The organism is Chryseobacterium echinoideorum (assembly GCF_007474535.1).
GTDB classification, from domain to species: Bacteria; Bacteroidota; Bacteroidia; order Flavobacteriales; family Weeksellaceae; genus Chryseobacterium; species Chryseobacterium echinoideorum.
Genome location: NZ_VKNW01000003.1, coordinates 26,198 through 39,478, shown reverse-complemented (window position 1 = coordinate 39,478; position 13,281 = coordinate 26,198). Strand labels below are relative to the sequence as shown.

At 35.0% G+C, this 13,281-nt stretch carries 15 protein-coding genes and 1 other RNA gene; 15 read left to right on the top strand and 1 reads right to left on the bottom strand.

The window, feature by feature from the left end:
* The first annotated feature begins 1 nt into the window (after position 1).
* The 13 genes from hisD to FOL89_RS04145 all read left to right on the top strand — a co-directional run bounded on the left by hisD (position 2) and on the right by FOL89_RS04145 (position 11,367).
* Complete coding sequence (gene hisD / locus FOL89_RS04205; protein ID WP_144281607.1) at positions 2–1,294, top strand: histidinol dehydrogenase; 1,293 nt, start codon at positions 2–4, stop codon at positions 1,292–1,294.
* On the top strand, positions 1,281–2,306 hold the full coding sequence (hisC, locus tag FOL89_RS04200; RefSeq protein ID WP_144281606.1) for a histidinol-phosphate transaminase: 1,026 nt from the start codon (positions 1,281–1,283) through the stop codon (positions 2,304–2,306). The genes hisD and hisC overlap by 14 nt, the downstream gene beginning before the upstream one ends.
* A 70-nt stretch (positions 2,307–2,376) precedes the next feature.
* Positions 2,377–3,471: a bifunctional histidinol-phosphatase/imidazoleglycerol-phosphate dehydratase HisB gene (gene hisB, locus FOL89_RS04195; RefSeq protein WP_144281605.1), complete on the top strand. Its 1,095-nt coding sequence runs from the start codon at positions 2,377–2,379 to the stop codon at positions 3,469–3,471.
* Entirely contained in the window at positions 3,471–4,049 is a 579-nt protein-coding gene (hisH, locus tag FOL89_RS04190) for an imidazole glycerol phosphate synthase subunit HisH (RefSeq protein WP_144281604.1), read from the top strand. The genes hisB and hisH overlap by 1 nt, the downstream gene beginning before the upstream one ends.
* 9 nt (positions 4,050–4,058) lie before the next feature.
* A complete protein-coding gene (hisA, locus tag FOL89_RS04185; RefSeq protein WP_144281603.1) occupies positions 4,059–4,781 on the top strand; it encodes a 1-(5-phosphoribosyl)-5-[(5-phosphoribosylamino)methylideneamino]imidazole-4-carboxamide isomerase in 723 nt (240 codons plus the stop codon).
* Positions 4,774–5,526 (top strand): imidazole glycerol phosphate synthase subunit HisF, encoded by a 753-nt coding sequence (hisF, locus tag FOL89_RS04180; protein ID WP_144281602.1) that lies wholly within the window; start codon positions 4,774–4,776, stop codon positions 5,524–5,526. The genes hisA and hisF overlap by 8 nt, the downstream gene beginning before the upstream one ends.
* Positions 5,523–6,119, top strand: a complete 597-nt coding sequence (hisIE, locus tag FOL89_RS04175) for a bifunctional phosphoribosyl-AMP cyclohydrolase/phosphoribosyl-ATP diphosphatase HisIE (protein WP_144281601.1) — start codon at positions 5,523–5,525, stop codon at positions 6,117–6,119. Before hisF ends, hisIE begins: the two co-directional genes overlap by 4 nt.
* Positions 6,120–6,187: 68 nt before the next feature.
* Positions 6,188–7,024: a 1,4-dihydroxy-2-naphthoyl-CoA synthase gene (locus tag FOL89_RS04170; RefSeq protein WP_144281600.1), complete on the top strand. Its 837-nt coding sequence runs from the start codon at positions 6,188–6,190 to the stop codon at positions 7,022–7,024.
* 141 nt (positions 7,025–7,165) lie between these two features.
* A complete protein-coding gene (locus tag FOL89_RS04165; RefSeq protein ID WP_144281599.1) occupies positions 7,166–7,711 on the top strand; it encodes a PH domain-containing protein in 546 nt (181 codons plus the stop codon).
* Entirely contained in the window at positions 7,695–9,191 is a 1,497-nt protein-coding gene (locus FOL89_RS04160) for a PH domain-containing protein (protein WP_185146908.1), read from the top strand. The genes FOL89_RS04165 and FOL89_RS04160 overlap by 17 nt, the downstream gene beginning before the upstream one ends.
* Positions 9,192–9,200: 9 nt before the next feature.
* Positions 9,201–10,130, top strand: a complete 930-nt coding sequence (gene menA, locus FOL89_RS04155) for a 1,4-dihydroxy-2-naphthoate octaprenyltransferase (RefSeq protein ID WP_144281597.1) — start codon at positions 9,201–9,203, stop codon at positions 10,128–10,130.
* Positions 10,131–10,140: 10 nt separating this feature from the next.
* Positions 10,141–10,587, top strand: coding sequence for an SRPBCC family protein (locus tag FOL89_RS04150; RefSeq protein WP_144281596.1), 447 nt, complete (start codon positions 10,141–10,143; stop codon positions 10,585–10,587).
* Positions 10,588–10,680: 93 nt separating this feature from the next.
* A complete protein-coding gene (locus FOL89_RS04145) occupies positions 10,681–11,367 on the top strand; it encodes a metal-dependent hydrolase (protein ID WP_144281595.1) in 687 nt (228 codons plus the stop codon).
* A 104-nt stretch (positions 11,368–11,471) separates the two neighbouring features.
* Here the strand turns inward: FOL89_RS04145 and ffs are convergent.
* Positions 11,472–11,569, bottom strand: an RNA gene (gene ffs, locus FOL89_RS04140) — signal recognition particle sRNA small type.
* A gap of 132 nt (positions 11,570–11,701) precedes the next feature.
* Here ffs and FOL89_RS04135 point away from each other — a divergent pair.
* Positions 11,702–12,298, top strand: a complete 597-nt coding sequence (locus FOL89_RS04135) for a DUF4199 domain-containing protein (protein ID WP_144281594.1) — start codon at positions 11,702–11,704, stop codon at positions 12,296–12,298.
* Positions 12,299–12,315: 17 nt separating this feature from the next.
* Positions 12,316–13,266, top strand: coding sequence for a glycosyltransferase family 2 protein (locus tag FOL89_RS04130; RefSeq protein WP_144281593.1), 951 nt, complete (start codon positions 12,316–12,318; stop codon positions 13,264–13,266).
* Positions 13,267–13,281: the final 15 nt, after the last annotated feature.

The following is a 13,281-nucleotide window of genomic DNA, read 5'->3' as shown; positions in this document are numbered from 1 at the left end:
TATGCAAGTAGAAAGATATCCTGAAAGAGAAAAATGGTCTGAATTAACAAAAAGACCTGCCATAAAAAGGCAACAGTTAACAGAAATCGTTGCCGAAATTTTCGAAGAAGTAAAGAAAAATGGAGATCAGGCGCTGATTGATTTTGCTAAAAAATTTGATTCCGCAGAAGTAAATAACATTAAAGTTTCTGAAGAAGAAGTTGAAGCCTCTGAAAATCTAATCAGTAAAGAACTGAAAAAAGCCATTCAGGAAGCAAAATCGAATATTACCAGATTTCACGCTTCACAAATTCCGACAATCGAAAAAATAGAAACGACAAAAGGAGTAGTTTGCTGGAGAGAAAACCGTGCGATCGAAAAAGTAGGAATTTATATTCCGGGAGGAACAGCTCCATTGTTTTCTACGGTTTTAATGCTTGCCATTCCGGCTCAGTTAGCGGGTTGTAAAGAAATTATTCTCTGTACGCCGCCCGATAAAAATGGCAACATAAATCCTGCCATTTTATATACGGCAAAATTGTGCGGAGTAACGCAGATTTTCAAAATTGGAGGCGCTCAGGCGATTGCAGCACTGACTTTCAGAACAGAAAGTATTCCGAATGTCTATAAAATTTTCGGACCGGGAAATCAGTATGTTGTTGCCGCTAAAGAATATGCGCAAAATTACAATATTGCCATTGATATGCCTGCCGGACCGAGTGAAGTTCTTGTGATTGCCGATGAAACGGCAGTTCCTGAATTTTGCGCTGCGGATTTGCTTTCTCAGGCGGAACACGGAAGCGACAGTCAGGTGATTTTCCTTTCCACAGACGAGAAAATTCTTAATAAAACTATTCTGGAAATCCAAAAAAAGCTTGGATCACTTCCAAGAAATGAAATGGCAGCAGAATCTTTGAAAAACAGCCACTTTATTTTACTGAATTCAATAGATGAAGCTTTGGAATTCAGCAATTTGTATGCTCCGGAACACTTGATTTTAGCCGTTAATGATTTTGAAAACTATATTCCGAAAATTGAAAATGCAGGTTCTGTATTCTTAGGAAATTATTCATGCGAGAGTGCAGGAGATTACGCAAGCGGAACCAATCACACTCTTCCGACGAACGGTTTTGCAAAAAATTACAGCGGGGTTTCTCTTGACAGTTTTGTGAAGAAAATCACTTTCCAGAATCTGTCGGAACAGGGATTGAAAAATTTAGCAAAAACCATTGAAGCAATGGCGGAAGCAGAAGGATTATTCGCTCACAAAAATGCGGTAAGTATCAGATTAAAAGAACAAAATGAAAGAGCTTAATATCAAAAATTTAGTAAGAAAAAATATTCTGGAATTGCAGCCATATGTGAGTTTCAGGGACAACAATACATTTGAAAATCCTGTTTTTCTGGATGCGAATGAAAGCACATTCGGAGAACTGAACCGTTATCCGGATTCCACTCAGAAAGAATTGAAAGAAAAATTAGCAGTACTGAAAAACGTTTCAGCAAAACAGATTGCAGTCGGAAACGGAAGCGACGAACTGATTGATCTTATGGTGAAAGTTTTTTGTGAACCGAAGAAAGATGCCATTCTGATGATGAATCCTTCTTTTGCGATGTACGGATTTTACGCCTCAGTTAATGAAAATAAAGTATTAAAACTGAATCTGAATGAAAATTTTGGGATTGATAAAGAAGAGTTTTTAAAAATTTCAAACGAAGAAAAACCTAAAGTTTTCTTTTTATGTTCGCCCAATAATCCTACCGGAAATTCAATCGAAGACATTGAGTTTTACATTCAGAATTTTGATGGGATTGTTGTGGTTGATGAAGCTTACATTGAATTTTCCGGAAAGAAATCATGCATTGAACTGTTGGAAAAGTACCCCAATCTTATCGTTCTTCAAACCTTCTCAAAAGCGTGGGGAATGGCAGGAGCGAGAGTCGGAATTGCGTATGCTTCAGAAGAAATTATTCAATTGATCAATACGGTAAAACCTCCATATAATGTTAATTCTTTAAGTTTAAATAAAATATTGGAACTTATTAATAACAAAGAGTTTATAAAATTAAATATAGAAAATATTTTAAATGAATTTTTTTGGCTGAAAAATGAATTGATAGAAATAAACTGTATCAAAAAAATATTTCCGACCGATGCTAATTTTTTTCTGATTCAGTTTGAAAATGTGGATAAGGTCTACCAAAAATTGCTGGAAAATGAAATTCTGACGAGCAAAAGAAGTCCTCAGATTCAGGATTGTATACGAATTAATGTTGGAAATAGAGAAGAAAACAGCAAACTAATCAACATCTTAAAAGATATTTAATTGGAATCTGAAACCTAACAGGTTTTAAAAACCTGTTAGGTTAGAAAAAGTAAAAAGAAAGAAATTAAAAATGAAAAAAGTATTGTTTATTGACCGTGACGGAACTTTAATCTTAGAACCACCAACAGATTTTCAGGTTGATTCTCTTGAAAAGCTCGAATTTTATCCCGGAGTTTTCCAGAATCTTGCCCGAATTGCCAGAGAACTTGATTTTGAACTGGTAATGGTAACCAATCAGGATGGTCTGGGAACCGAAAGTTTTCCTTATGAAGATTTCATCAAACCACAGGAAAAGATGCTGAGAGCATTTGAAAATGAAGGAATTGTTTTCAGTGATATTTTGATCGACAGAAGTTTTGAGAGTGAAAACCTGCCGACAAGAAAACCGGGAATCGGAATGTTGGGAAAATATATTTACGGAGATTACGATCTGGAAAATTCATTCGTGATTGGAGACCGGATTACAGATATTCAGTTGGCAAAAAATTTAGGATCAAAATCTATATTAATCAGTAAAGTTCAGAATGATGAAGCAGATTTAACAACGGAAAACTGGAGCGAAATTGCACAGTATTTAACGAATATTCCGCGAAAAGCCAAAGTTTCGAGAAAAACCAATGAAACAGAAATTGAAATCGAAGTCAATCTTGATGGCAGCGGAACCTCTGAAATTTCGACAGGATTACACTTTTTTGATCACATGTTGGAGCAGATTTCAAAACATGGCAATTTAGATTTAAAAATCAACGTCAAAGGTGATTTACAGGTGGATGAACACCACACGATTGAAGACATAGGGATTGTTCTTGGCGAAGCTGTATTAAAAGCTTTGGGAAAGAAAAAAGGAATTGAACGTTATGGTTTCCTGCTTCCGATGGATGATTGTTTAGCGCAAGTTGCGATTGATTTCGGAGGTAGATCGTGGTTAATGTGGGAAGCGGATTTCAAACGCGAAAAGATTGGTGATGTTCCGACCGAAATGTTTTACCACTTCTTTAAATCATTTACTGATTCTTCAAAGTGTAATCTCAACATTAAAGTAGAGGGTGGCAATGAACATCACAAGATCGAATCTGTATTTAAAGCATTTGCCAAAGCGGTAAAAATGGCAGTGAAACAGACCGATAAGAATTTTAATTTACCATCAACCAAAGGAAGTTTATAATGATTGCCATCATCAAATACAACGGCGGAAATGTCAGTTCCGTACAGAATTCATTGAACAGACTAAAGATAGAGTCTGTCGTGACTGATGATTTTGACCTGATAAGAAAAGCCGACAAAGTGATTTTTCCGGGAGTGGGTGAAGCGTCTTCTACCATGAAATTACTAAGGGAAAAAGGTCTAGATCAGTTAATTCCCACTTTAAAACAACCTGTTTTAGGCATTTGTCTGGGAATGCAGCTGATGTGTAAAAACAATGAAGAGGGAAACACAGTCGGGATGGGAATTTTTGATATCAATGTAAAAAAGTTTCCTGCAAAGAATATTGTTCCGCACATGGGATGGAATACAATTTCAGATTTTAAATCCGAGATATTTGCAGGGATTGAAGAAAACAGCGATATGTATTTTGTTCACAGTTTCTATTGCGAATTATCGGAAAATACGACATCGGTCTGTGATTATATTCTGCCGTTCAGTGCATCTCTGCAAAAGGATAATTTCCATGCGATGCAGTTTCACCCTGAAAAATCAGGAGACGTTGGAAGCCGTTTACTGGAAAATTTTTTAAAACAATAAAAACTGAATATGAAAATTATTCCTGCTATAGACATCATCGACGGAAAATGTGTTCGGTTGTCGAAAGGAGATTACAATACCAAAAAAATATACAATGAAAATCCACTTGAAGTCGCCAAAAAATTTGAAAGTTTCGGTATCCGATATCTTCATCTGGTGGATCTTGACGGTGCAAAATCTAAACATATTGTTAATCAGAAGGTTTTGGAAATCATCACAAAAGAAACTTCTCTGGAAATTGATTTTGGAGGTGGTCTGAAGACTTTGGAGGATATTGAAATTGCTTTCAATTCGGGAGCAAAACAGATTACCATCGGAAGTATTGCTGTTCAGAATCCCTATTTCTGTTTTGATCTGATTGAAAAATATGGTTCGGATAAAATTATTTTAGGAGCCGATTGCGAAAATCGAAAGATAAAAACTTCAGGCTGGCTGCAAGAAAGCCAACTTGATGTGATTGATTTTATTCTCAAATATAAAAATAAAGGAATTAAAAATGTGATCTGTACGGATATTTCAAAAGACGGAATGCTTCAGGGCGCATCGGATGAACTGTACAGAGAAATTATAGAAAAAACAGCAGTTCAGCTGATTGCAAGCGGCGGCATTTCGTGTATTGAAGATGTAGAACAGATGAAAAACATCGGCTGTTCCGGAACAATTATCGGAAAGGCAATTTATGAAGGAAGAATAAGTTTGCAGCAACTCCAAAATTTTATTGAAAATGCTTAAAAAAAGAATTATTCCGTGTCTGGATATCAAAGACGGAACCACGGTAAAAGGAATTAATTTTGAAGGATTAAGAAATGCAGGTGATCCTGTAGAACTTGCCAAAAGATATGAAAAAGAAGGCGCAGACGAATTGGTTCTCCTGGATATTACAGCAACCATCGAAGAGCGTAAAACATTTGCGGAGCTTGTACAGAAAGTTGCGGCGGAACTGAGTATTCCGTTCACAGTCGGCGGCGGAATTTCAATCTTGGAAGATGTAAGGAAACTCCTGGAAGCAGGAGCAGATAAGATCAGCATTAATTCTTCGGCGGTTAAAAATCCGGCATTAATTTCGGATTTATCAAAAGAATTTGGAAGTCAATGTACTGTGGTTGCGATAGATACTAAATTTGTCAATGGATCAGACTGGGTTCATATAAAAGGAGGAAGAGAAATAACGGATCTGAAAACATTGGACTGGGCAAAGAAAGCAGAAGAACTGGGAGCGGGAGAAATTCTTTTGACTTCGATGGATGGCGATGGTACAAAAAACGGTTTTGATCTCCGAATAACGAAGTTAATTTCCGAAAGTGTAAATATTCCCGTGATCGCTTCCGGAGGTGCAGGAAAAAAAGAAGATTTTGAGGAAGTTTTTAATCAGACAAAAGCAACAGGAGCTTTGGCGGCAAGTATTTTCCATTTTGGAGAAGTACAGATTCAGGATCTGAAAAATAATTTAAAATTTAAAAAATTGGCAGTACGATGAATATTGATTTTAATAAAAGTGAAGGCTTGGTTCCGGTGATTATCCAGGACGACAGAACATTACAGGTTTTAATGTTGGGGTATATGAATGAAGAAGCTTTTGAAAAAACCAAAAAAGAAGGAGTTGTAACTTTTTTCAGCCGTTCCAAGAAGCGACTCTGGACAAAAGGTGAAAAGTCCGGAAATTTTTTAAAGGTTAAAAATATTGCCATAGACTGCGATCAGGATACGATTTTAGTTCAAGCAATTCCCGTCAATGTCGTTTGCCACACCGAAAGTTTCAGTTGTTTCGGAGAAAAAGATTCCAAAGGTTTTCTGTATGAACTTGAAGAGAAGATTAACCAGAGAATTGACGAAAAAATAGAAGGCTCTTACACGTATTCACTTTTTCAGAAAGGAATTAATAAAATAGCTCAGAAAGTGGGAGAGGAAGCCGTAGAGGTTGTGATTGAGGCAAAAGACAGCCATGAGGAACTGTTTAAGAATGAAGCGGCAGATTTACTATATCACTTTTTAATTTTACTGAAAGCTAAAAATTTCACTTTAAAAAATATTGAAGAAATTTTGCTGAAAAGAAATAATCTTTCTTCGTAAAGTTTGCTCTTTCATACCTACCGAAATCTCTCATCAATTCCTTATCTTTGAGGAAAAATTTTAACAAAATGATCGAGTGGAAAACCGTAAAGGAATACGAGGATATTACTTATAAAAAATGCAATGGTGTTGCAAGAATTGCATTTAACAGACCAGAAGTGCGAAATGCATTCAGACCCAAAACTACTTCAGAATTATATGATGCGTTTTATGATGCTTCAGAAGATTCTTCAATAGGCGTTGTTTTGCTTTCAGGAGAAGGACCAAGTCCAAAAGACGGTGGCTGGGCTTTTTGCAGCGGAGGCGATCAGAAAGCCAGAGGACACCAAGGTTACGTAGGAGAAGACGGAAGACACCGACTGAATATTCTGGAAGTGCAGCGTCTCATCCGTTTTATGCCAAAAGCAGTGATTGCGGTAGTTCCGGGTTGGGCTGTTGGAGGCGGTCATTCTCTTCACGTAGTTTGCGACTTAACTCTTGCCAGTAAAGAACACGCAATTTTTAAACAGACCGATGCTGATGTAACAAGCTTTGACGGCGGTTACGGTTCTGCTTATCTTGCAAAAATGGTGGGACAGAAAAAAGCCCGTGAAATTTTCTTTTTAGGAAGAAATTATTCTGCGCAGGAAGCTTTTGAAATGGGAATGGTAAATGCCGTAATTCCTCATGATGAGCTGGAAGATACAGCGTATGAATGGGCGCAGGAAATTTTAGGAAAATCTCCGACTTCTATCAGAATGCTGAAGTTTGCCATGAATCTTACGGACGACGGAATGGTAGGACAGCAGGTTTTTGCAGGCGAAGCAACTCGTTTAGCCTATATGACCGAAGAAGCCAAAGAGGGCAGAAATGCTTTTCTTGAAAAAAGAAAACCGAACTTCGGAAAAGATCAGTGGATCTCGTAAATATAAATCAGGAGTAATAGGTAATGAATACTAAGTCATTACCTATTATTTTGTTAATGAAGTCAAGCGAGCTGGTTTATACAATCTTGCAGAATATTATAAAATTTATATAATCAATTAAAATAGAAAAATCACTGAAATATGCAGCAAAAATTTCAGAACCCGCAGGTTTTTGATATAGAAATTCCTGATTTTGAGAATCTGGAGATGGTTTCTGTTTCACCAAAATATCTCAACATTATTTTGTTTAATAATGCTTTATTCTCGGGATTTATTGTCTCTGCATTTTTTATTTCTTACTATTTTTTTGGTGAAAATTTTTCAATTACCCCAATTATTGCTTTAGCATTAGTTATTCTTATTTTAATTATATATATTTTTTTGAGTTCAGTTATCGGTTTTAAATTCAGGAAATATGCAGTTCGTCAACATGATCTGGTTTATCAGTACGGTTGGCTCAAAAGAAGTATTATAATCATTCCTTTTACAAGAATTCAGCATATAAAAGTGGAGCAGGGATGGTTTTCAAAAATTTTAAATTTAAAATCAGTTTCTGTTTATACAGCAGGCGTAAATGGAGGTGATATTTCTATTCATGGTTTGCCGCAAGAAAAAGCTGAAGAAATCAATCATATGATTATGAATACCATTTCATCCGAAAATAATGAAGATGGAGGAGAAATATAATTCTTTTTTTACTCCTCAAAGGCAGTCAAAAATCGGGATTGCTTTGTTATTTCTCTACAGCACGGGCGAAGTGATTAAAAATTCGTGGATTTTTATCTTCTTGTTTTTTTTCAGAGATAAAAAATTTGACCTTTGGATTATTTTTTTAATCGTTTCTGCCGTATTTTTTATTCTCAGCACATCTGCTGTTTTACAATATTACAATTTCAGATATTATATTGATGCTAAAAATGAGGAATTTATTATTCATAAAGGAATCATCAATAAATCTTCTACCAAAATAAAGATCAGGAATATTCAGGAGGTTAATATTTCTCAGTCGTTTGTTCATAGACTGTTTAATATTTTTAAACTGGAAGTAGACAGCCCAGGAAGTTCCGAAAAAGAAGTTTCTATTTCTGCTTTATCCAGACAGAACGCTTATGATTTGAAAAAATATCTGCTTGAAGAGAAAAATATTGAAATAGAAAATGGGCATATTGCTCCAGATGATACAGCAGAAATTTCCACCAAAAAGCAGCTCAGTATATCCAATCTAAGTATCTTAAAGTATGGATTGACTGCTAATTATGTACAAAGTTTTTTCGCATTGATTAGTTTGGTGATTTATGGTATTACGCAGCTCAATGATCTTCTCAAAAAAGCTGAATTGGATGCTCATATTGACTATGATGAAATTGAGAAAAATGTACTGAGCTACTCATTTCCGATTTTGCTGGGAATAATCCTATTGGTTTTAATTCTTGGTGTCATAGTGAATTCTGTACGGGCAATCATCCGTTATTTTAATTTCAAAGTAGAAGAAAATTACAGAAACTTTTCTTTTGAATATGGCTTATTCAGTACAAAAAATGCTATTGTAACCAAATCAAAAGTTCAGGTGGTGACCGAAATTCAGAATTGGGTGCAGAAAAAAATGAATGTTTCTCTGGTGAAATTTCTGCAGATAGGCAAAAGTGAAAATGAAAAAAATGTTTCTTCGGTTCTGGGAATTAGCCAAAAAGAAAAAGAACATTTGATCTGCTCAATATGGGGTGATATACCTAAGTTTAATAATGTTCTTAAACCTAATTACAGGATGCTGATTGTTAATCATTTAATTTGGATTGTATTTCCTTTTTTAATAGTATTTTTTATTGATAAAAGCATAGTAATTAATTACTGGGAAGCTGCCATAATGATTTTTATCATTATTGAAATCATTATTATTTTTTCTTATCTGAATCTCAGATTGTTTTATAATGAGAACTTTATCAGACTCCGTTCCGGTTTCTGGGATGTTCATTACAGAACTTTTGAAATAGACAAGATTCAGACTGTGAAAATTTCTCAGTATTTTTGGCAAAAGAAAAGCAATCTGGGAAGTATAACATTTTATACTTCTGCCGGAAAATTCGGGATTTCAGTTCTGAATTTTTCTGAAGTTAAAAAGCTTTTTAATAATATTATTTATAAAATAGAAACTTCCAAAAAAAGTTAAAAAATATTTATGTCAGACTGGATAAAAGCCGCAAGGCTGAGAACTTTACCACTTTCTTTAAGCGGAATCATTATGGGATCTTTCATCGCAAAATGGAGACTTTGGGAACAGGGCGGAACATGGGACTGGAAGATTTTTGCGCTGGCTATTCTGGTCACATTACTGTATCAGATTCTGTCAAATTATGCCAATGACTACGGTGACGGTATCAAAGGAACTGATAAAAACAGAATTGGAGAAGCTGAAGCAAGAGCAGTAGCATCCGGTAAAATTACGGCAAAACAGATGAAAAATGCAGTGATTATTTTTTCGGTTTTATCTTTTGTGGCAACCGTTGCACTTTTATATACTGCATTTATTCCGGATTATATCAATGAATTTTATATTTTCATCGGATTGGGATTAGCAAGCATTTTAGCAGCAATTGGTTATACTGTAGGCAAAAAACCTTATGGTTATATGGGATTGGGAGATTTGTTTGTTTTTATATTTTTTGGATTGGTTTCCGTGGGCGGAAGTTATTTTCTGTTTACAAAAACTTTTTCTTGGGATATTTTACTACCGGCAACGGCAATCGGAATGATGAGTATGGCAGTTTTAAACCTAAATAATATGCGTGATATAGAAAGCGACAGACTTTCCGGGAAAAACAGCCTTGCTTTACGAATAGGATTCAGAAGTGCAATGATTTACGAAATTGTGTTGCTTCAGCTTCCATTGATTCTGATTCTTATTTTTTTGGGAATCAATGGCTTTATAGAATCCGGTAATTATAAAGTGTTTATTGTAATGATATTATTCCTGCCTCTAATGAAGATCCGTCGTCAGATTATGGCAGTAAAAGAACCGAGAGAGCTTGATCCGTTTCTTAAACAGGTCGGCATTATGACCTTAATGATGGCGGTTTTAACGGCTGTTGGATTAAATTATTTTAATTAAATTTTCTATTATGGAATCTAAAGTTTTTGTAAAGGCTCAAATGTTAATCAGAAAACCAATCAACATAGTTTTCGAAGCATTTATTGACCCAAAAATCACTACTAATTTTTGGTTTACAAAATCTAGCGGAAAACTAGAGGAGGGCAAAACTATTCTTTGGGAATGGGATATGTACAATGCAAAAACTCAAGTAAAAGTTCATCAAATCATACCAAACCAACTTATAAAAACAGAATGGGAATTATTTTTCAATAAAATAGATTATGAATTCAAAGAAATGGAAAAAGGGACTTTAGTTATCATTAAAAGCTATGGCTATTCTCAGACTGGAGATGAGCTTTTAGAGCTAATTAATGATAACACAGGAGGCTTCACAACCGTTTTAGATGGCTGCAAAGCATATCTTGAACATGGGATAAATCTAAGATTAATAGAAGATAAATTTCCTTTAAAATAGATTATAAAAAAAACGGTTTTACAGACATCATAATAATTTACACTGATCTTTGAAATATTGGTGTGGAAAAATAAAAAATAAATTAAGACTAAAATGAAAATACAATTCTTAGGACAAAACTGTTTTTTGTTTACTTATAAAGACAAAACAATTCTTTGTGATCCTTTTTACAACTATCAAAAGGAGCAGTCAGGATTTGATATTGCTGCTCAGAAAATTGATTATATTCTGCTTACTCATGCTCATGGAGATCATATTGCAGATGTTGGGCAAGTGCTGGAGTATTATCCGGAGGCTACCATTATCGGTCAGCCGGAAATTTGTGCATATTTCGATCATGCAAAAAATAAAGATGATGTGAATCTTGGCGGATCAGCAAAAATAGATGATCTGAAAATTTCTATGGTTCCTGCGCATCATACAAGCTCATTTCCGGACGGAACTTATGGCGGTGTTCCTGTAGGATATATTTTCAGACTTCCTGAAGGTAAAAACGTATATCTTGCTGGAGATACGGGAGTAATGGCAGATATGCAGCTCTTTCCTCAGCTGTATGGGAATTTAGACTTATCTATCCTTCCGATCGGCGGTCATTACACGATGTGTGCAAGAAAAGCAGCTTTTGCAGCAGCCGAATTACTGAAGACTCCCAAAGTAATCGGATGTCATTTTGATACATTTCCTCCGATCAAAATTAATCATGAAAATGCAATGAAGCATTTTGCAGATAAAAATGTTGAACTGGTTTTACCAAAATTGGGAGAAACATTTGAATTTTAATAAATGTTGAAAGATAATTTGGAAATTTTGATAAAAATGTTGAAGCATTCAGAAACAAAAAAAGATAATTTTCAAATTACTTCTCTTCAGTTAACACCAATAAAAAATGGCAAGCTACCTAAATCACACCGCTACAACCGATTACCTTTGCTGCGTTCCCACCCTGGAGGATTCTCAGGAGCTGGTTGTTTAGGACTTGCCGTTGCAAAGATAGGAATTAATTATAAACTTAAAAATATTATTAAAGAAAAATCTTCTAAAAACGCCATTAAGACAGCTAAAAGGCTGAAATTTAGAGCAATATTTTTTAAGATTTTTTCTAAAAACTGAAATTATGACGAAAAGTCCGGTAACCTTAGGAATTTTGCTTTTTGCAGCTACGATGTTGATCTTTTTTGTAGTCTATTTTTTCTTTTCAGGAGTAAATTATTTTGATATTTCATTGAAAACCAATGCTTTTATACTTCCTGTCTTTTATGCTTTAGCTGCATTCTGGTCAGTAAAATCTCACTGGAATAAGCATAAAATGGGTTTCAGAGAAGCTTTCAAAAGAGCTTTTGTTCCCATGTTTGTAGGTGGTTTTTTATCCGTTATAAGTATTTTTTTATTTCTTAATTATGTTGATACTGATGCGAAAAAGCTGCTTAATTATCAGTATGTTACAAGACAAAAATCAGAACTGGATAAAGAATATTATTCAGCAAAAAAAATTCTGAAACATCAAAAAGATATTGATGAGCTTGAAGAGAAATATAAAGAAAGTCTTCAAAGATTCAGCCCGGAAATCATCAAAGGAAAAGATATGCTTACCGCAAGTCATTTTTCAGGATATTTTGCGGCAATTCTTATATTTTACGTAGTTTTGTCGTTGTTTTTCGGAGCTTTTTTCAGAACAAAAAAAGTATACTCTGAAGAAACCAATCAAGAATAAATTGTTATAAAAATTAAATGAATTTATCTATCGTTATTCCGTTGCTCAACGAAGAAGCATCTCTTGAAGAATTGTTTTCAAGAATTGATAATACCTGCAAAACCAATCAGTTATCTTACGAAGTCTGGTTTGTAGATGACGGAAGTACAGACCTTTCCTGGAGCATTATTGAGAATTTAAAAATTCAGCATCCGCAGATTCACGGGATAAAATTTTCCAGAAATTACGGGAAATCTCAGGCTTTACATGCTGCTTTTGCAAGAACAAACGGCGATGTTATCATCACGATGGATGCTGATCTTCAGGATTTTCCGGAAGAAATTCCAGAATTGTACAGAATGGTCATTGAAGATAATTACGACATTGTTTCCGGCTGGAAAAAGAAGCGTTTTGATAATGTGATGACAAAAAATATTCCTTCAAAACTTTTCAATGCAGCAGCGAGAAAAGTTTCCGGAGTATATCTTCATGATTTTAATTGTGGTTTAAAAGCCTACAAAAAACAGGTGGTAAAATCTATTGATGTGTACGGTGATATGCATCGTTACATTCCTGTTTTGGCTGCAAATGCGGGTTTCAGGAGAATTACCGAAAAAGAAGTGCCGCATCAGGCAAGACCTTACGGAACATCAAAATTCGGAACCGAGAGGTTTATCAGAGGCTTTTTGGATCTGGTAACGCTTTGGTTTGTGAGCCGTTTTGGAGGCAGACCCATGCATTTTTTCGGTGCGGTAGGAACTTTAATGTTTATCGTTGGTTTTCTTTCAGCATTTTGGCTGGGAATTTCAAAATTAATTGATGTAGCGAGAGGAATTTACGGTCATTTGATTACCAATAATCCGTGGTTTTTTATTGCATTAACGATGATGTTGATGGGAACTTTACTCTTCATTGCAGGCTTTTTGGGTGAAATGATCATCAGAACCAATAGAGAGCATAAGAATTATAATATTGATGAAGTGATATAAAATCATTAAAATTTG